Origin of the sequence: Pseudomonas sp. Y24-6, assembly GCF_020295325.1 — a bacterium.
GTDB classification, from domain to species: domain Bacteria; phylum Pseudomonadota; class Gammaproteobacteria; order Pseudomonadales; family Pseudomonadaceae; genus Aquipseudomonas; species Aquipseudomonas gregormendelii.
The window spans coordinates 30644-49890 of sequence record NZ_JACBXG010000007.1 but is presented as its reverse complement, the minus strand read 5'-3'; the positions used below and the strand labels follow the sequence as shown (position 1 = coordinate 49890).

Below are 19247 nucleotides of genomic sequence, written 5' to 3'. Positions count from 1 at the left end.
ACCTCAGTGGATATGGGCTGCCTGGCATTTCCTTCAAACCAACGGAAAGCTATGCAGATCGATGTCAGATGTACAAGAAACCTGTGAAATCAGATACGAATCGCGCATGCCGAACGAGCGGTAACGGCGTTAGTTAGGCAGCGAGCATCCAGTAATGGCTGACCAATATCAGAATGACACACATCCAGAAAAACCTATACAAAAAACTATACATGTATAGGTTTTTTCGTTGCGCATTAAAATCGTGTTCAGGTTTTCTTTTTCACTGTCCAAGTCATCTACATCGCCGGCAACGCTCCGAGCAATAACGCACTTCGTTCCAGCAACGTGCCCATTTCTTGCGCCAGGCGAAGGGCAATCCGCAGACCGCGCAAACCTTGACCGGGAGCTCACTTTTTTTCACAGTGACTCCCCGGCATCCAGTTTGGCGAGCAGTTTCTGGCCCCGCTCCCACAGCGCTTGCTGCTTGGGCTCGGTCATGCGGTCGAGGTTTTTGTAGACCATGCTCATGCGCTGGTTGCTGCGCAGCAGGTCGCCATGACGCATCAGGAAATGCCAGTAGAGTGAATTGAAAGGACAGGCGTCGTCCGTCGTGCTCTCACTGACTTTGTAGGCGCAGTTGCGGCAGTAGTCAGACATCCGCTTTATATATTGACCACTGGCGCAATAAGGCTTGGAACCCAGGTAACCGCCGTCGGCGTGCATGACCATGCCCAGCGTATTGGGCAGTTCGACCCAGTCAAAGGCGTCCATGTAGATCGCCAGGTACCATTCGCAAATCTGGCTCGGCGCGATGCCGGCCAACAGTGCAAAGTTGCCGGTCACCATCAGCCGCTGGATATGGTGGGCATAGGCATGCTTCAAACTCTGGCCGATCGCCTGTCCCATGCAGTTCATTCGGGTGTCGCCCGTCCAGTAGAACTCTGGAAGAGGCCGGCTGTTGCCGAATAGATTGCCATCGGCGTAATCGGGCATTTTCAGCCAATAGACGCCCCGTACATATTCGCGCCAGCCGATGAGCTGGCGAATGAAGCCTTCGGCGGCATTGAGTGGAATCCGGTGCGCCCAATATGCAGCTTCCACGTCGCTGCACAACTGACGCAGGTCCAGCAGGCCAATATTGAGCGCCGCACTGATGCGCGCATGAAATAGAAAAGGTTCATCACTGGCCATGGCGTCCTGATAGTCGCCGAACCCTGCCAGGCCATAATCCAGAAAATACGCCCACAGCGCCTGTGCGTCGGCATGGGTGACCGGATAGTCGAAGTTGTCGAGTGCGCCGTAGTGATGGTTGAAGCGCGCCCTGACTAGCGCAAGCACATCGCAAGTGATGGCGTCGTTACTGAAGTGCACCGGGTAGGGCGCTTTCACCCCCTTGGGCAGGGCCTTGCGGTTCTCGGCATCGAAATTCCACGCGCCGCCTACCGGAGAGCCGTCGCCATTGAGCAATAACCCGCTCTTGCGCCGCATCTCGCGGTAGAAGAACTCCATGCGCAACTGCTTTTTACCTTGCGCCCAAGCGCCGAACTCAGCGCGACTGCACACAAAGCGCGTGTCGGCGTGCCAATGGATGGCCAGGCCACAGTCCTTGAGCGCCTGTTCCAGCCGCCAGTCCCCGCACTCGGTGACGTGTACTTGCTCTGCTTGCAACAGCTGTTGCCAGCGTCGCAGTTCACTCGCCACCGAACCGCTGTTTTGCGGGTCATCCAGGGTCACGTACTCGACGTGCAAACCCTGGTCTTGCAGGGCCTTGGCGAAATGGCGCATGGCACTGAAGATCAGGGCGATTTTCTGCGGATGGTGGGGGACATGGCTGGCTTCTTCCATGACCTCGACCAGCAGCACCGTATCGCACTGGGCATCGAGTTTCTGCAAGGAAGCCAGGTCAAAGGACAACTGGTCACCCAGGACCAGGCACAACCGATGGCGCTTGTTCATATCTTTTCAGTCCAGCGTCTGCAGGTTCATGCTTGTTCCCTGCCTACCAGGGCAGGCGCTCTGCGTTGTAGGCAAAAAAATGTCCGCTGTCGGCCGGCGTCAACTGATCAATTAGGCTCAAGAGTTCAGCCGCGGCAACGTCCGCCGGACGTGCGCCGGTAGCCCCACGAAATGGTTGCGACAACCCCGACACGACCGTGCCTGGGTGCAGACTCAGCAGTCGGCTCTGCGGACGAGTACGGGCCAGTTCGATAGCGGCGGTCTTGATCAGCATATTCAGCGCGGCCTTGGAGGCGCGATAGGCGTACCAGCCACCCAAACGGTTGTCGCCGATGCTGCCGACTTTCGCCGAGAGCACTGCCATCGCGCCCCGGGCATCAAGCAACGGCAAAAAGTGCCGCAACACCAGCGCCGGCCCTAGCGCGTTCACTTGAAACACGGCCTGCAGCGCCTCATGCTCAATCGCGCTGTAGCTTTTTTCCGGCTTGATCTGGTCACGATGGAGCAGGCCGGCGGCGTGCACGATCAACTGGTACGGTGCTTGCGCTGCCAATTCAGCGGCGGCGCTGGCGATGGTTTCGGGTTGCTCCAGATCCAGTGCGGGCACTGTATTGCGCCCCAGTTGGCGAACCCCGGCACATCGCGGGTCCTTGCCGAGCAGCTCGCAAAAAGCCGTACCCAGGGCACCACTCGCGCCGATCACCAGGGCGCGATAGCCGTCGCCGAGGGAGTTCATGGTGAACCTGTTCAATGGGTTTCTCCTGAACCCTGGCGCCGGAAGAACAACGTCACCTGGCCAACCTCGACGCCCAGCTTGGACATGCTGGTGCGGTTGATCAACGTGTCCTCGTCCATCAGGTACATCCAGTCGTCCATGCTCATTTCATAGGTTGTGCCGTCAACCGGCAGGTTCAGGCGATAACGCCAGCGCAAGGCATTGCCGGCGATTTCGCCTTTGGCGACACCCACTACGTCATCGGCGCGACCGCTCCAACGTCCCTGGCCCTCGGGCGTGAGGGTCCAGACGCGGCGTTGGCGGGTGCCGTCGCTGTACAGGAAGCGCTCATCGAGAATCAGGTTGTTGCCCTCACGACGGCTGACGATGTCGACCTCGAAACGCTTGGCCACCTCGCCGGAACGCTTCTGAAACATCCCCCAGGCTTTGACCGGTTTGCTGAAAAAGCGCTCCAGATTTAATGCCGGTTGCTGATCCGCATAGTGGGTGACATCCACGCTGCCACAGCTCGCAATGCTGAGTACCAAAGCCAGTAAAACCAAACGTCGTGTCATTACCTTTCTCCCTGGGTGAACAGGTGCTGAGGATGAATTTTGTTGCCTTACATGCTTGTACAGGTGCCCTGTGGTGTACAGGTTTCTGGCGCCCGCCCAAAGATGGGATCGCGGTTTTCGCGCAATGCATCTTGCTGACTGCAGCGTCGTACGAGGCGGATGGAGGAGGGGTCGTCAACGTGGGCTTGCCCAGTCCATTCTTTAATAGTTGTACGACATAAACTGATCTGTATAGGTTTTATTCAAGATAGGCTGAAAAAAACCCCCTGACAATGCGTCAGCCATCTTTTTGTGTAGCAACGAGAACGTCAGATCAAAGAGCGCGGGAGGGCAACGGAAGGGAGATAGGGGGAAATGCGCGCCCCCGGGAAAATGGGAGCGCGTTGCTAAACCAGGGGATTACTCGTAGGTCGGGTAATCCACATAGCCTTCGGCATTACCGCCGTAGACCGTAGCCGGGTTCAGTGGGTTGAGCGGCCAGTCGTGGGCGATCCGCGCTGGCAGATCCGGATTGGCCATGAACGGGCGGCCAAAAGCGACGAGGTCTGCCAAGCCTGACTCAAGCAATTGCGCGCCGGATTCGGCGTTGTAACGTCCGGCATAAATGATCGCGCCACTGAACGTTTCGCGCACCGCACGACGAAAGGCGTGCGGCATCATCGGCGCGTCGTCCCAATCGGCTTCGGCGATGGACAGGTAGGCAATGCCCACATCTTCAAGCACCTTGATCGCTTCAATGTAGGTCGTGTGCGGGTCTTCCTCCACCATCCCCAGATAGGTCCGCGCTTCATCGGTGGTGGTGAACAGCGGCGCGAAACGCACGCCGACCTTTTCCCGGCCGATGCACTCGGCGACGCCCGCCACCACTTCACGCAGAAAACGCAGGCGGTTACCCAGAGAGCCACCGTACTGATCGGTGCGCACATTGCTGTGAGCCGAAATGAACTGGTTTACCAGATAACCGTTGGCACAGTGCAGTTCGATGCCGTCGAAGCCAGCGTCCATCGCATTGCGCGCAGCCTGGATATACAACTGAACCAGTTCCTGGACTTCATCCGTGCTCAGCGCTCGCGGAGCGGATGGCGCAACAAGCGCACCGGCACCCGGCGCCGTTTCGATAAATACGCTGACACGCTCGGTGGCGATCGCGGAAGCTGACACCGGTGCCGCACCATCAGGCTGCAACGCGGTGTGGGACACCCGCCCGACGTGCCAGAGCTGAGCGAAGATCACGCCGTCTTTGGCATGAACAGCCTCGGTGACCGTGCGCCATCCGGCAATTTGTTCAGGTGTGTGGATGCCGGGCGTCCAGGCGTATCCCTGACCCCGAGGCTCGATTTGCGTGCCTTCAGTGACCAGTAGACCCGCGCTGGCGCGTTGCTGGTAATACTCGGCCATCAACGGGTTGGCGACATTGCCCGGTTGCGTGCTGCGCTGGCGGGTGAGGGGAGGCAGAACGATACGGTTCTTCAGGGTATGCCGGCCAAGGGTGACGGGTGTGAAGTAAGCGCTGTTTTTCATGGGATACCTGTTCGCTGGATATTAGACCAGTCGACTATCGATGGGGCGAAAAAAACACCGTGTGCAAAAAGACGCGCACGGTGCCTGGGCAGTGAGTTGATACCCGTCAGGCCAGCATTTGCAGCAGCTTTTCGGCGACGGCCGCCGAGCTGGCAGGGTTCTGACCGGTTACCAACTGGCCGTCAGCGACGACATGAACCTGCCAGTCGGCCACTTTGGAATAGCGCCCGCCCAGACGCTGGAATTCGTCTTCGATCAGGAACGGCACGACTTCCGTCAGGCCCACGGCCGCTTCTTCAGCATTGGTGAAACCGGTCACGCCCCGACCCTCAATCAACGGCTTGCCATCAGCAGCGAGGACGTGACGCAGTACGCCCGGCGCGTGGCAGACGAAGCCGTGGGGCTTGTGGCTGCGGTCGAAGGCTTCGATCAAGGCGATGGAATGCTTGTCTTCAGCCAGATCCCACAGCGGGCCATGTCCACCGGGGTAAAACACGGCATCAAAATCGTCAGCGCTGACACCGGCCAGGCGCCCGGTATGGGCCAGTGCCAGTTGCGCTGCAGGGTCCTGGCGAAATCGGTCGGTTTCGGCGGTCTGCGCACCGGGCTCATCGCTTTTTGGATCGAGCGGTGGCTGGCCGCCGGCCGGCGACACCAGGGTGATCTCTGCACCTGCATCCTTGAAGGCGTAGTAGGGGGCCGCGAGCTCTTCGAGCCAGAAACCGGTTTTCTTGCCGGTGTTGCCAAGTTGGTCGTGGGAAGTCAGAACCATCAAGATTTTCATAGGGCGCCCTGTGTTGGTCAGGTGTCCGAGGACGGGTTCGCCTTCGACACCCGGGAAGGAGTGAGGGGCACAGCATAGTTACCAATTAGACCAGTCGTCTAGTAAATTCTTTCAGGTGTGTTTCCGGCCGCGCTCTATGGCAAACTCCTGCCCATCAGAAATATACGACTGGTCTATTGTTTGGTACTTTGCGCCCCATGAAACCGACCTACGACGATACCCGCCAACACCTGCTCGATACCGGCCACCGAATGATGGCCGAAAAAGGCTTCACCAGCGTTGGCCTGAACGAGATCCTGCAGACTGCCGGTGTGCCCAAGGGCTCGTTCTATCACTACTTCAAATCCAAGGAATCCTACGGGCAGGCGCTGCTTGAGGATTACTTTGTAGGCTACCTGTCGGACATGGAACGACGTCTGACACTGCCCGGGCTCAATGCCTGCGAGCGGCTGATGGATTACTGGCAGGGATGGCAGAACCGCTGCACCCTGGAAGGCCATGGCGACGAATGCCTGGTGGTGAAGTTAAGTGCAGAGGTCGCCGACCTTTCCGAATCGATGCGCCTCACGCTCCGTGATGGCGCCGAGCGCATCGTCGCGCGCATCACGGTGTGCATCGAACAGGGCCAACTGGATAAAAGTCTTCCGGATGCCGACGCTCGTCAGCTGGCCGAAACCCTCTACCAACTTTGGTTGGGTGCCAGTTTGCTGAACAAGCTGCAGCGCACGGGGCAATCGTTGCAAACGTCGATGACGATGACGAAGCGGCTTCTGCAATGTCCCCTCGCCTGAATGCAGGAAAGGCTTAGTGGGCAGTACCGTTTTGCGAAGAAACGGGGTCAGCCGACGTGACTGACTCAGGCTGATGACCCTTTCCACTTTCCAGTAGCAATCCGCACACCAATGCCAGGAAGCTTTCGGCCACCTGCTCGCAAGCCTTTTGCGGATCCTCGGCATTGGCAACCCACAAGGACGCGCCGAGCAGGGCGCCCATGATCAGGCGCGCCGTCGCTTCGGAATTGACCGCACGGATCGTGCCTTCATCGATCAGCTTCTCAATGCTGCGCTGGGTGCTGCGGATGCACGCATTCTGGCCTGGCCATTGCGACGGATCGCCCAGCACCGAGGGGCCGTCGAGGAACACAATGCGCTGGATTTCAGGCTCCAGCGACATCTTGATGTAAGCGATGGACTCATCGACAAAACCATCCCAAGTGGTATTTGCCTGCGCGATGATGACCGACAATCGCGCCATCATCTCTTCATCGATCTGGGCGATGACAGCCTGTAGCAAACCTTTCTTGTCGCCGAAGTGATGGTAGAGCGCACCGCGGGTCAGCCCGGCTTTAGCGGTCAGATCATCCATCGAACTCTGCGCATAACCCTTCGCAGCGAATGCATCGCGCGCCGCCTTGATCAGCTTGCCGCGGGTCTCGGTAATCATGTCTGCACGCTTCTGCGCCATTGGTCCTCTTCCTTATCAAAAAAATAACATTCGTGGCGTATGTGAGTTGACATACGGCTCGTATGTCGTATTGTGACTGACATACATGGCGTATGCAATAAGTCCGGGCAGTGTGCTGCTCTGCCTGTGATACGCCGCCATTCAGCACAGGATACCGAGCAATGCGTGAGCAGCGCGACTCCGATAGTCCAGGCCTTGACGCCGGCCATTGCAAAACCATTGGGCTGATTGTCAACCCTGTCGCCGGCATGGGCGGGCGTGTGGGCCTCAAGGGCACTGATGGCCCTGAGGTTCTGCGCGAAGCGATACGCCGAGGCGCACGACCCGTCTCGAGCGAACGGGCCACCCTGGCGCTCAAGCACCTGGCAGCCTCGGCGACGCCATTTCGACTGTTGACCGGCGCTGGCGACCAGGGCGAAGACGTCGCTCGCGCCGCCGGTCTCGACCCTGTCGTTGTATACCGACCATTACCTGGGGCGAGCCGGCCCGAAGATACTCGAAACGCGGCCCTCGTCATGGCAGCCGCCGACGTCGATCTGCTGCTGTTCGCCGGAGGGGATGGGACCGCGCGTGATGTGCTGGAGAGCGTCGGCGATCGCGTGCCCATCCTCGGAATTCCCTCGGGCGTGAAAATGTACTCTGCCGTGTTCGCTACCAATCCGCAGAACGCTGGCAGCCTCGCGGCCCATGTCATTGCCGGCGAGTTCAGGGTGCGCTTTCGCGAGGCCGAAGTCATGGACATCGATGAGGCCGCCATGCGCTCTGATCAGGTGTCGGCGCGCCTCTATGGCTACGCACTCAGTCCGCACGAGCGCTACCTGGTGCAGAACGCCAAGGCCGGTTCAGTCCCCAACGAAAACCTGGCACTCGACGCCGTAGCCAGGCAGGTCGTGCGCCAGATGAAGGCCGGCTGCCTCTACCTGTTGGGGCCCGGCACCACCACGCGGCGGGTCATGACTGCGCTCGGCTTGCCTTCAACCCTGCTTGGCGTCGATGCAGTCATGGATGGTGCGTCAGTCGGCGCCGACCTCAACGAGCAAGCGCTGATGCGTCTCATGGAAGGTCATGCAACCCGGATAGTCGTTGGTGTGCTTGGCGGCCATGGCAGCTTGTTCGGACGCGGTAATCAGCAGATCAGCGCCGAGGTGATCCGCCGCACCGGGCGCGAAAACATCATTGTGATCACCTCGATGGACAAACTTGTTTCCCTCGACGCCGGATGCCTGAGCGTCGACACCGGTGACGGCGAAGTCGACGCCATGCTCAGCGGCCACATACGTGTGCACACAGGACCTGACCGATCCGTCTTTTTCAGGGTTCGGTCCTGATCATTTGTTCCATCCGCAAAAAACGAGGATAACCCCATGAGCAATCATGTCGCTCACCCGTACATGGCCAATTCTGTTCCCGCACTCAAGCAAGAGATGCTCGACTCGATCGGTGTCGCCAGCATTGCAGAACTGTTCGAGCAAATCCCCGAAGGCCACCGCCTGCAACGTCCGATCAACCTGCCACCGGCACTGAACGAAAGCGAATTGCGTCGGCACCTGGTGAGTATCCTGTCGAAGAACAAGACGTGCGAGCAGAACCTCAACTTTCTGGGCGCCGGTTGCTGGCAGCATCACGTTCCGGCAGCCTGCGACGAAGTTGTGCGCCGCAACGAGTGGCTGACGTCGGTATTCGGCGAGCCAAGCTCCGACCATGGCCGCAACCAGGCCTGGTTCGAGTTCTGCAGCCAGCTCGGCGAGCTGCTGAACATGGACCTGGTAGGCCTGCCTGTGCGCAGCTGGGGCTGCGCGGCAGGCCACGCCATTCGCATGGCCACCCGCATCACCGGGCGCAACGAGGTCGCGGTGGTCCGCGCCATTGACCCGGAGCGGCTTTCAATCATTCGCAACTATTGCGAACCGGTCGACATGCCAAGCCACATTGTCGTACGCCTGGTCGACTATGACCCGGCAACCGGCTTGCTCGATCTTGACCACCTTCGTGCCTTGATCGGTGAGCAAACCGCTGCCGTCTATTTCGAAACCCCGTCCTACTTCGGGGTGATCGAACAGCAGGGCGCCGCCATCGCCGCCATTGCCCATGCGGTCGGTGCCGAGGTGATCGTCGGCGTCGATCCTATTTCGCTGGGTGTGCTGGCAGCACCGATCGATTTCGGAGCGGACATCGTGGTGGGTACCACGCAGCCGCTCGGGGTGCACATGAATTGCGGTGGCGGCGTCAGCGGTTTCATCGCGACGCGGGACGAAGAACTTTATGCCCACCAGTATCCGACGCTGTTCATCAGCATCGCCGAGACCACCAAGCCCGGCGAATACGGTTTTGGCCTCAGTCTCTTCGAGCAATCGTCCTACGGCCTGCGCGACAAAGGTAACGACTGGACCGGGCACTCGGTGTACATGTGGGCCATCGCCAATGCCGTGTACATGGCAATGATGGGCCCCCAGGGCTTTGAAGACGTGGGTAATGTCATCCTGCAACGGGCTCGTTATGCCTCGAAGCTGCTGGCGGGCATTCCAGGTGTGCGCGTGACCTTTCCCAGCGGTTTTTTCAAGGAGTTCGTGGTGAATTTCGACGCGACTGGCCTGAGTGTGAAAGACATCAACAAGCAACTTCTCGCCCTCGGGATATTTGGCGGAAAAGACCTGACACAGGACTTCCCGGAGCTGGGCGCCAGCGCCCTTTACTGCGTCACCGAGATTCACACCCAGGCCGATCTCGAGCGTCTGACTGCTGCACTCAAAAAGGTAATCGCGCAATGAACACTGCACTCAAGCAATACCACGCTCCCGTCTGGAGCGAACCGGTCATTTTGGAAATGGGCTATCCCGGCCGTCGCGGTGTGATTTTTTCCGATGTCGAAGCCGACGTTCAAATGGCTGTCGGCAGCGCCGCTGATTTGATCCCTGCGAACATGCGTCGTACGCGTAAACCGGCGTTGCCGGAAATGTCCGAGCCCGAGGTGCTGTATCACTATCTGCGCCTGTCGCAGCAGACGCTGGGCATGATGAACATCAGTCTGTTCGGCACCTGCACCATGAAGTACAACGCGCAGATCAACGAGGCGATGGCCTGGCGCCCGGAAATCACTCACATGCATCCGTACCAGGACGAAGACACCCTGCAAGGTGCCCTGGAAGTCGTGCATGGCATGGACACGATCCTGCGCGAATTGTCCGGGATGGATCAGTTCATCTTCCAGGCCGGTGGCGGTGCCGACGCGGCCTACACCAACTGCGCCGTGACCCGTGCCTACCACGCTTCCCGGGGCGAGCTGGCACAGCGCGATGAGATCATCACCACGATCCAGACGCACCCCAGCAGTGCGGCGACCGCGGCGGCGGCGGGGTTCAAGGTGATCACGCTAATGATCGAGGAGAACGGTTATCCGTCGCTCGAATCACTCAAGGCCGCCGTGTCCGATCGAACGGCTGCGCTGATGGTGAACAATCCCGATGACATGGGCGTGTATAACCCACAGATCCGGGAATGGGTGAGGGTGGTGCACGAGGCGGGCGGGCTGTGCTTCTACGACCACGCCAACTTCAACGGCGCAATGACCAAGATTCGGGCTCGGGAACTCGGTTTTGATGCGTGCATGTTTATGCTGCACAAGACCTTTGGCGCTCCGAAAAGCGGGGTCGGCGGCCCGGCGGTGGGCGCTTATGGATGTTCGGCGGAGCTCGCGCCGTTCCTGCCGGCACCGGTAGTGGCGTTCGACGGTGAGCGCTACAGCCTGGATCACGACCGGCCGCAGAGCGCCGGCAAGATCCGTGAGTTCTGGGGCAACGTGCCCGTCATCCTCAAGGCCTACGCCTGGTCCCGTGCCATGGGCGCACAAGGCATGGCCGAAGCGTCCGATATCTCGGTGCTGGCCAACAACTACATGGAAAAAGGGTTGCTGGCGATACGCGGCGTCACCCGCTCCCACCCCGAGGCCACCAGCCCGCGGATGGAGATGACGCGCTACAGCCTTGAGCAACTCAAGGAAGACACCGGGGTTGACGTTCACGATGTGCAGAATCGCATGAGCGATTTCGGCATTGACCCGATGTGGAGCAGTCATCACCCGTGGCTGGTGCCGGAGCCTTTCACGCCCGAGGCGGGCGAGATGTATGGCAAGGAAGCGCTGGATACCTGGATCGCCGTGCTCGCGCACATTTGCGACGAAGCCTACTCGAACCCGGAGATCGTCAAGACCTCACCGCATAATCAGGCGATCCACCGTTTGAAGGCCGCACCGCTGGAAGATCCGCTGCGCTGGGCGATGACCTGGCGCTCGTACCTGCGCAAAAACAACAAACAGACTGCCTGAACCGTTGCAGCGTCCTCGTCGATCAGGCGCAGGCGTTATCGAAGCCTGATCAGAGCTAACAATCAGCCATTGGACGCTGCCAGCATCACTACACGGCTGGCGGTTTCCTCACAGGAAAACGTCATGTCGATTTTCGAAACGGGCCTGGCGCCCTCGCCAGTCAACCATATTGCCCTTTCACCACTGAGCTTCATCGAACGTACGGCTTGCGTCTACGGTCAGTATCCGGCGGTGATCCACGGCGCTGTAAGGCGCAACTGGCAACAAACCTATGATCGCTGCCGGCGCCTGGCCAGTGCGCTCAGCGGGCGGGGCATCGGCAAGGGCGACACGGTAGCGGTCATGCTGCCGAACATCCCGGCGATGCTCGAAGCGCATTTTGGTGTGCCAATGATCGGCGCGGTTCTCAATACCCTGAACATACGCCTGGATGCGCAGGCCATCGCCTTTATGCTGGAGCACGGCGAGGCCAAGGTGTTGATCACCGACCGTGAGTTTCATGGGGTGATCCGTGAGGCCTTGAGCGCACTTGCCAATCCGCCGCTGGTAGTGGATGTGAACGATCCTGAGTACGGCGAAGGCAGTGCCGTGAGCGCTCTGGACTACGAAGCGTTTCTTGCCGAGGGCGACCCCGGGTTCGCCTGGCAATGGCCAGAGGACGAGTGGCAAGCCATTTCCCTCAACTACACCTCCGGCACCACAGGTAGCCCCAAAGGCGTGATTTATCACCACCGCGGCGCCTACCTCAACTCACTGGGCAATCAGATGACCTGGGCCATGGGCAACCACCCGGTGTACCTATGGACGTTGCCGATGTTTCACTGCAATGGCTGGTGCTATCCGTGGACCGTCACAGCGTTGGCAGGAACTCATGTATTCCTGCGCCGGGTTGATCCGCAAAAAATTCTCACACTGATTCACGAGCACAGGGTCAGTCATCTGTGTGGTGCGCCGATTGTCCTCAATGCGCTGGTCAATCTGCCGGAATCGGCCAAGTCAGTTATCGATCATCCGGTCAACGCCATGGTTGCAGGGGCGGCACCGCCGGCGAAGGTCATTGGTGCGGTCGAGGAAATGGGCATCCAGATCACCCACGTCTATGGCCTGACCGAGGTTTACGGCCCGGTGACGGTATGCGCCTGGCATGCGCACTGGGATGAACAGCCGCTGGACGAGCGCGCGAAGATCAAGTCACGACAAGGCGTACGGTATCCGACCCTTGAAGGACTGATGGTCGCCGACCCGCAAACCCTGGAGCCCGTGCCTTGCGACGGCACCAGTATGGGGGAGGTTTTCATGCGCGGTAATACGGTGATGAAAGGCTATCTGAAAAACCCCGAGGCAACCGCCGAAGCTTTCAAGGGCGGCTGGTTCCATACCGGCGACCTGGCTGTTCGGCATCCGGACGGCTATGTTGAAATCAAGGATCGTCTCAAGGACATCATCATCTCGGGCGGCGAAAATATTTCCACTATCGAAGTTGAAGGCGTCCTTTATCGCCACCCGGCGGTACTGGAAGCGGCAGTGGTTGCACGGCCTGATGACAAATGGGGCGAAACACCCTGCGCGTTCATCACGCTCAAGGTCGGGTATGGAAACACGCGAGAGGCCGATGTCATTGAGTTCTGCCGTGAGCATCTGGCGGGTTTCAAACTGCCCAAAACCGTGGTGTTCGGCGAGCTGCCGAAGACCTCGACGGGCAAGATCCAGAAGTATTTGCTGCGCGACACGGCCAAGGCACTCTGACAAAAGGGCCTCTTGGAAACACGTTGCACCTAGGCGGGATCGGCCCATCCCATAAGGCCAATCCATTCGATTGTTTGACGACTGCGGCGCTTCGGCGAACATTTTGCCCAGCGGCGTCAATGCGTATTCCACCTTGGGGGCACGACACTATGAACGTGGCGTGTAACCAGTCCCCGCGCTTGCACATCGCGCAGTGTCTGCACCAGCATTTTTTTGGAAATGCCGGGCAGTGCGCGTTGTGGGCTTGGGTTATGCAGCGCCCAACTGGGTCGGCGGGATTCTGTCTACGTGTGCGCTACTGCTGGCGTTGGCGTCGGGCTGGCTGACCGTTTCGCATGTTACCCAGCGCAAGGGGGCTCTAGCTTGTTCCGCAAGTTGAACCAGAACCCAGCGAACAAGCCGGCGGTACATCCGAGGCATTGTGGATAGGCGCCCAACCCCGGCCGGGCGCCATTTTACTCAGCCAGTGTGATGACTCTTCGCCAGGCCGTACACAGATGTGTCGATGCCTTCAAAACGCGCCTTCAGCTGCAACGCCAGGTACAGCGAATAATGCCGTGACTGATGCAGGTTGCCACCGTGGAACCAGAGGTTTTGCTGCTGCGTGGGCTTCCACATGTTGCGCAGTTCGCCCTCATACGGGCCAGGATCATTCGTGGTCCCTGAACCCAAGCCCCAGCAGCGGCCGACCTTGTCCGCGACTTCCTGGGAAATCAGCTTCGCTGCCCAGCCATTCATGGAGCCATAGCCCGTGGCGTAGACGATCAGGTCGGCCGGTAGTCGGCTGCCATCGTTGAGTACGACGGCATCTGCTTCGATGCGTTCCACACCCAGGCCCGGCGCGCTCTTGAGCTTGATCGTGCCGTTAGCGATCAGTTCCGAAGCGCCGACGTCGATGTAGTAACCAGAACCACGGCGTACGTATTTCATGAAAAGGCCAGACTCGTCGTCACCGAAATCGAGCATGAAGCCGGCCTTGGTCAAGCGCTCGTAGAAGTCTTTGTCACGCTCCTTGATCGCAGCAAAGACGGGTTGATGAAAGCTTGGCATCACCTTGTAAGGGATCGAGGCGAACAGCATGTCGGCCTTGTCCGTGGTCAGGCCTGACTCCAGGGCGTCTTCAGAGTAGAGCCCACCGAAGACCAGATCCATCAAGCTATCGGAGCGCACGATGTGGGTGCTGGAGCGTTGCACCATGGTCACCTCGGCGCCGTTCTCCACCAGGTCGGCGCAGATATCGTGAGCCGAATTGTTGGCACCGATGACCACCGCGCGCTTGCCGCGCCAGGCGTCTCCGCCGGGATGGCGGCTGGAATGATGCTGCTGGCCGTTGAAGACCTCGGCACCTGCATAAACAGGAACGTTGGGTACGCCAGACATGCCGGTGGCGAGGATCAACTGGGCAGGCTGTAGCGTCACACGCTCACCATCGCGTTGAACGTCCACCTTCCAGGTGCCACTTTGCTCGTCAAAGCTGGCGCTCACGCACTCGGTGCGCGGCCAATAATTGAGCTCCATGACCTTGGTGTACATCTCCAGCCAGTCGCCGATCTGGTCTTTTGGGGTGAAGACCGGCCAGTGATCGGGGAAGGGCAGGTAGGGCATATGGTCGTACCAGACCGGGTCGTGCAGGCACAGCGACTTGTAACGGCCGCGCCACTGATCGCCAGGACGCTCGGCCTTGTCGACGATCAGCGTTGGTACGCCCATTCGCTTGAGGCGTGCGGCGAGCCCCAGCCCACCCTGGCCGCCACCCACGATCAGGCAGTACGGCTGGGTGGTGATGCCCAGTGATGCTTCTTCGTCACGACGGCGTTCCAGCCAGTTGCGTTTGTCGGCATGGGCATGACCATGATTGGCACCCATCGGGCGACGGCGGCCCCTGGGTTCTTCAAAGCCTTTGAGCTCGCGCATGGTGGTCAACAGCGTCCAGCACAGGCCCTCTTTCAGTCGCACGTAGCCTTTACCTCGCGCCGTAGCGGTCTCCAGGCTGATCCATCCTTCGAGCACACCGTTGTTGAGCGTGGCCTCACCTTCGAGTGTCCATTGCTCGGGCCGAGTTTGATCAAGGCGCGTTTCGAGCATGTCGCGGATGGCAGGCCTGCCTTCCAGGGTCACCAGGTTCCAGCTGAACAGCAGCAGGTCACGCCAGTGACACTCTTCGGCAAACAATTGCAGCGCGCCGTCCAGGTCGCGTTGGGCGAGACGCTCGCCGAGGTTGTCGACCCAGGCCGCGAGCTGGGCAGTTGGCGTTTGCAGGGGTGTTTCGACAGCGATGTTCATGGGCTTCTCCCGTTCTTGTTGTTTTTGTAACAACTTGCCTTGGAGCAAGGCCCGGGCCACCTTTATGAGAGCCCCGTTGCAGAGCGGCTGAAGCAATACGGACGAGGCTTTGACTCGGGCCTATGTCACGATTTCGGGAAGGGTGGATGACAGAGTGTCACGCGGCGCATGGGGCGCTCTCGGTCGGCTTTTCCTATAAGCTGGCAACAGCCCCGTGTCCTGACCGTAGCGGAGAACAAGAACAATGAAGCCGGCCTTTATCAACGCCCATGCACAACAGGTGCTGCAAGCTGTACAGGGCATCCCTGCCAGCCACGGCCATGCGACTGACCTTGCCATCACCCGGTCATGGCGTCGTTGCCTGGATCAGCATCAGCTCGATCCCGCCAGCCGCCGCGCGCCGAATGTAGTTGAGCACCCACGCCTGCTGGATCACCGCGCGCCCCTGGAGCACATCATCTCCGTGGCGCGCTGGCAGATGACCAGCCTGCACCACCAACTGGGGGGTGACGGCCACGTCGTGCTACTCACCGATGCTCGTGGTGTGGCGATTGACAGTGTGTTCAACGAATCCGAACGAGCCGAATTCCAGCGTTCCGGGCTGTGGCTTGGTTCGGTGTGGAGCGAGGAGTGCGAGGGCACCAACGGTGTCGGTACCTGCCTGGTCGAGCGACAGCACGTCACCATCCGTCGTGATCAGCACTTCCGTGGCAAGCACGCCGGCTTGACGTGTTCGGCCAGCCCTATATTCGATGCAAGCGGAGAGTTGCTCGCCGTTCTTAACCTCTCATCCGTGCGCGAGGAACAGGGTCTTCAGCAGCACTTCAAAGCCATGGCGCTGACCAATCTCACAGCCAATTTGATCGAGAGCTGTTATTTCCTGGGGCATGATCCGCAACGGTACTTGCTGCGCTTCCACCCTGAGGCAGGCTTCGTCGGGCTGCTGGGTGAAGGGCTGCTCAGCTTTGACGAAAGTGCCTGTATCCGTTCAGTCAATCATGCTGCGCTGGACCTGCTGGGCCTCAGCCGTGACCAGGTGGTGGGGCAATCGCTGGCGATGTTGCTGGAAACTCCTATCGATCAGGTGATGAGTCAAGCCAGTTCGCAACCGAGTGTCTGCTGGCCAATGCGACTTCTGGACGGACGCCAGTTCTACGGACAGTTGCGAGAGCCCTTGCGTCATGCGCCTCTCGTCACGCCTGCAACTCCCCCAATCAACGACGTGCACGTGTGTCTGGAAGACTCGCGCCTGCAACGTGGCTTTGCTCGCGCATTACGAGTGCTGGAGCGTGACGTACCGGTGTTTCTACAGGGCGAAACCGGTACCGGCAAAGAAGCCTTTGCTGCGGCGCTGCATCGCGCCAGTTCCAGAGCCAGTCAACCGTTTGTGGCGATCAATTGTGCGGCCATTCCAGAAACGCTGATCGAGAGCGAGTTGTTCGGCTATCGCGGTGGCAGCTTCACCGGCGCACGCAAGGACGGGATGATCGGCAAGCTGGAGCAGGCCCATGACGGCATTCTGTTCCTTGATGAAATAGCCGATATGCCACTCGCGTTACAGACTCGGCTGCTGCGTGTACTGGAGGAACGTCAGGTGGTGCCGCTGGGCGGCGCGGCGGCACGTGCGCTGGACATACGGCTCATCTGTGCCAGCCACCAGGATCTGCAGGCCTGCGTGGCCGAGGGGCGTTTTCGCGAAGATCTGTTTTATCGCGTCGCCGGCTTCGCCGTGCAGCTGCCACCGTTGCGTGAGCGTTCGGACAAGGGGCGGTTGCTCGACCTGCTGCTGCGCGAAGAGTCGAAAGGTACAAGGATTCACCTGGAGACAGGTGTGAGGGAGCGCTTGCTGACGCACCCCTGGCCGGGCAATGTCCGGCAACTGCGCACGTGCCTGCGCACACTGGTCGCATTGGCGCTGGAGGGCCGTGTCACTCTGGAAGACGTGGCGGAGTTGCTGCCGGCAGCGCCTGACGTGTTGGCCGAGGACCCACTGGGAGTCTCGGAGCGGCAGACGCTGCTGACGTTGATTGAAGCGGAACACTGGCACGTCGCTCGTGTTGCCGCCCGGCTGGGGATTAGCCGCAATACGCTGTATCGCAAACTGCGCCAGCATGGGATTTCACGACCTGGTTGAATGCGCAATCGCTGTTTCCTGGCCAACAACAACTGTATTGGAGTTCTGATGAGCCTCTCGCCTTTCCACCTCGCAATCCCCGTTTACGATCTCGCTGCTGCACGGACATTTTACGGCGAAGTGTTCGGCCTCGAGGAAGGTCGTTCCAGCAACCAGTGGGTCGACTTCAACTTTTATGGCCACCAACTGGTTATTCACGAACACCCGAAAACCACTTCCCAGGACAGCGTCCATAGCAACCCGGTAGACGGCCATGACGTACCTGTTCCGCACTTTGGCATCATCTTGGGCTGGGCAGAGTGGGAAGCACTGGCCGAGCGCCTGAAGTCTTTTGGCACGCAGTTTGTGATCGAACCCTACATTCGTTTCAAGGGGCAGGTCGGCGAGCAGGCCACCATGTTTTTGTTTGACCCCTGCGGTAATGCCCTTGAGTTCAAGGCGTTCAAGGATATGAGTCAGCTCTTCGCGAAATGAGTCATCAACTTTGAACTTATCATTACGCCTATCCCCCTAATGCCGTGCAAATATCCCCTGGCTTGGGTCGACCCTGAGCTGGCCACTTACACGCAAAGGTTGGGTGAATCATGAAGAGTGAACAGGTCGAAGGTGTAGCGGAAAAACTCACCGGCAAGGCGCAGAGCGCGGTCGGCAGGTTGTTGGGTGATTCGAAGATTGAAGCTGAAGGTGCTGGACACCAGGTTGCTGGTCAACTGACCAAAACCTATGGCGACACGCTCGACAACGTCTCGACGTTTGTTAAGGAAAAACCGGTTGCTGCACTCGCGATAGGTGCAGCAGTGGTGCTGTTAGTGAGTCGGTTCCTGCGCCGCTGAGCCAAGTGTAGAGGACTTCCAGCCGGAACGTCCCTCGTGTCTTTACTCCCCCTCGTACTCGCTGGGATTGTCTGTCAGTTAGGGTGCGGGGGCGGGCTTGTTGCTAGGCGCCTGCGAGCGCTATTCGACCGAAACTGGCATTGGAGTCGAGTGGTGTTATTGCCAGCAATTGGTCGAGTCGTAACTCGACCTTGCCGCCTTCATTCTCCACAACGAGAAATTCTTCCTTGCTCGGAGCGGTCCGTGTGGTCAGCGCCCTGGCCACGAAAGCCGGTCCTCGGAGCAGTTCGATATGCAAGTCGTAATGGTGCATACAGGCTATCTCCAGGTAGTCATGCAGGTCGCAGTTCAGGGGCTGATACGCTTTCATCTGATGTCTCCTAGCAACCTGTAGCTTAATGATGAGGTAACCCTGGCTGGCTATTGCAGCAGCAACTTCAGGATTGGCGGCTTCGCTGTGACAAAGCTGTCAACGGCGCAGTTCGATTTTAGCATCCTGAATTCGTCAAAATATCATCCATTCCTTATTTAGCGGATATCCGCTCCAGTGACGTGTTCATCATCAGAGGCGCGCTCCTCGCAATTTGCCGTTTTTACGTAGCTCGCGTGTTGGTATTTCCGGAACATCGATTCTCCAGATTATGGACTCAATGTCGGCAAGGACACAGTGACTATCCAAGTGCCCCTGGCAGCTGTTGGATTTCCCGATAACTTCAAATACGACGGTGTGACGGCAGGGCTCAAGGTTAACGCCGACCTGCACGACCCGCTGCTGTGTGTGAGTTCGGTATGGGATGTCGCATCGGGTGATCTTTCTTTACCGGGGACATGGAATGCCAAGGAAAAGCCCTGAGGCCTAAAGGGCCCAATAACGCCGAACGCGGCGCATGAGATCAATGGACCGACATACTTGCATGCCATCGTTACCACTAG

The 19247-nt window shown here is 59.2% G+C and carries 19 protein-coding genes; 9 read left to right on the top strand and 10 right to left on the bottom strand.

Annotated elements, in window-relative coordinates:
* Window positions 1-274: 274 nt before the first annotated feature.
* From HYI44_RS14995 to HYI44_RS14970, 6 genes are all read right to left on the bottom strand, one after another.
* Entirely contained in the window at window positions 275-403 is a 129-nt protein-coding gene (locus tag HYI44_RS14995) for a DUF2256 domain-containing protein (protein ID WP_122839855.1), read from the bottom strand.
* Window positions 400-1938: a cryptochrome/photolyase family protein gene (locus HYI44_RS14990; RefSeq protein ID WP_225569743.1), complete on the bottom strand. Its 1539-nt coding sequence runs from the start codon at window positions 1936-1938 to the stop codon at window positions 400-402. Before HYI44_RS14990 ends, HYI44_RS14995 begins: the two co-directional genes overlap by 4 nt.
* A gap of 43 nt (window positions 1939-1981) precedes the next feature.
* Window positions 1982-2674, bottom strand: coding sequence for an SDR family NAD(P)-dependent oxidoreductase (locus HYI44_RS14985; protein WP_412548495.1), 693 nt, complete (start codon window positions 2672-2674; stop codon window positions 1982-1984).
* Between the two features lie 11 nt (window positions 2675-2685).
* On the bottom strand, window positions 2686-3228 hold the full coding sequence (locus HYI44_RS14980) for a DUF3833 domain-containing protein (RefSeq protein ID WP_122839858.1): 543 nt from the start codon (window positions 3226-3228) through the stop codon (window positions 2686-2688).
* A gap of 399 nt (window positions 3229-3627) precedes the next feature.
* Window positions 3628-4749 (bottom strand): alkene reductase, encoded by a 1122-nt coding sequence (locus tag HYI44_RS14975; protein ID WP_225569741.1) that lies wholly within the window; start codon window positions 4747-4749, stop codon window positions 3628-3630.
* Window positions 4750-4855: 106 nt separating this feature from the next.
* Window positions 4856-5533 carry a type 1 glutamine amidotransferase domain-containing protein gene (locus HYI44_RS14970; RefSeq protein WP_225569740.1) on the bottom strand — a complete coding sequence of 226 codons (678 nt, stop codon included), beginning with the start codon at window positions 5531-5533 and terminating at the stop codon, window positions 4856-4858.
* A 197-nt stretch (window positions 5534-5730) separates the two neighbouring features.
* Here HYI44_RS14970 and HYI44_RS14965 point away from each other — a divergent pair, with 197 nt between their 5' ends.
* The gene (locus tag HYI44_RS14965) at window positions 5731-6324 is read left to right on the top strand and encodes a TetR/AcrR family transcriptional regulator (protein ID WP_122839861.1); all 594 of its coding nucleotides are present in this window, start codon (window positions 5731-5733) and stop codon (window positions 6322-6324) included.
* A gap of 13 nt (window positions 6325-6337) precedes the next feature.
* On the opposite strand, the gene HYI44_RS14960 is transcribed toward HYI44_RS14965, so the two are convergent.
* A complete protein-coding gene (locus HYI44_RS14960; RefSeq protein WP_225569739.1) occupies window positions 6338-6997 on the bottom strand; it encodes a TetR/AcrR family transcriptional regulator in 660 nt (219 codons plus the stop codon).
* 161 nt (window positions 6998-7158) lie between these two features.
* Between HYI44_RS14960 and HYI44_RS14955 the strand changes: the two genes are divergently transcribed.
* The 4 genes from HYI44_RS14955 to HYI44_RS14940 all read left to right on the top strand — a co-directional run bounded on the left by HYI44_RS14955 (window position 7159) and on the right by HYI44_RS14940 (window position 13064).
* On the top strand, window positions 7159-8325 hold the full coding sequence (locus HYI44_RS14955; RefSeq protein WP_225569738.1) for an ATP-NAD kinase family protein: 1167 nt from the start codon (window positions 7159-7161) through the stop codon (window positions 8323-8325).
* Between the two features lie 36 nt (window positions 8326-8361).
* Window positions 8362-9765, top strand: coding sequence for an aminomethyl-transferring glycine dehydrogenase subunit GcvPA (gcvPA, locus tag HYI44_RS14950; RefSeq protein WP_122839863.1), 1404 nt, complete (start codon window positions 8362-8364; stop codon window positions 9763-9765).
* On the top strand, window positions 9762-11318 hold the full coding sequence (gene gcvPB, locus HYI44_RS14945) for an aminomethyl-transferring glycine dehydrogenase subunit GcvPB (RefSeq protein ID WP_122839864.1): 1557 nt from the start codon (window positions 9762-9764) through the stop codon (window positions 11316-11318). Before gcvPA ends, gcvPB begins: the two co-directional genes overlap by 4 nt.
* 123 nt (window positions 11319-11441) lie before the next feature.
* Window positions 11442-13064: an acyl-CoA synthetase gene (locus HYI44_RS14940; RefSeq protein WP_225569737.1), complete on the top strand. Its 1623-nt coding sequence runs from the start codon at window positions 11442-11444 to the stop codon at window positions 13062-13064.
* Window positions 13065-13180: 116 nt separating this feature from the next.
* Here the strand turns inward: HYI44_RS14940 and HYI44_RS14935 are convergent, their stop codons facing one another.
* Window positions 13181-13273, bottom strand: coding sequence for a hypothetical protein (locus HYI44_RS14935; RefSeq protein WP_263868671.1), 93 nt, complete (start codon window positions 13271-13273; stop codon window positions 13181-13183).
* A 250-nt stretch (window positions 13274-13523) separates the two neighbouring features.
* A complete protein-coding gene (locus HYI44_RS14930) occupies window positions 13524-15347 on the bottom strand; it encodes an NAD(P)/FAD-dependent oxidoreductase (RefSeq protein ID WP_225569736.1) in 1824 nt (607 codons plus the stop codon).
* A gap of 244 nt (window positions 15348-15591) precedes the next feature.
* Here HYI44_RS14930 and HYI44_RS14925 point away from each other — a divergent pair, with 244 nt between their 5' ends.
* From HYI44_RS14925 to HYI44_RS14915, 3 genes are all read left to right on the top strand, one after another.
* Window positions 15592-17481: a sigma-54-dependent Fis family transcriptional regulator gene (locus HYI44_RS14925; RefSeq protein ID WP_225569735.1), complete on the top strand. Its 1890-nt coding sequence runs from the start codon at window positions 15592-15594 to the stop codon at window positions 17479-17481.
* 48 nt (window positions 17482-17529) lie between these two features.
* Window positions 17530-17955 carry a VOC family protein gene (locus HYI44_RS14920; protein WP_225569734.1) on the top strand — a complete coding sequence of 142 codons (426 nt, stop codon included), beginning with the start codon at window positions 17530-17532 and terminating at the stop codon, window positions 17953-17955.
* A 110-nt stretch (window positions 17956-18065) separates the two neighbouring features.
* Window positions 18066-18314, top strand: a complete 249-nt coding sequence (locus tag HYI44_RS14915; RefSeq protein ID WP_225569733.1) for a CsbD family protein — start codon at window positions 18066-18068, stop codon at window positions 18312-18314.
* A 103-nt stretch (window positions 18315-18417) separates the two neighbouring features.
* Here the strand turns inward: HYI44_RS14915 and HYI44_RS14910 are convergent, their stop codons facing one another.
* Complete coding sequence (locus HYI44_RS14910; protein WP_045058492.1) at window positions 18418-18684, bottom strand: Rho-binding antiterminator; 267 nt, start codon at window positions 18682-18684, stop codon at window positions 18418-18420.
* Between the two features lie 297 nt (window positions 18685-18981).
* On the opposite strand from HYI44_RS14910, the gene HYI44_RS14905 reads away from it, so the two are divergent.
* A complete protein-coding gene (locus HYI44_RS14905; RefSeq protein WP_225569732.1) occupies window positions 18982-19167 on the top strand; it encodes a hypothetical protein in 186 nt (61 codons plus the stop codon).
* Window positions 19168-19247 lie beyond the last annotated feature (80 nt).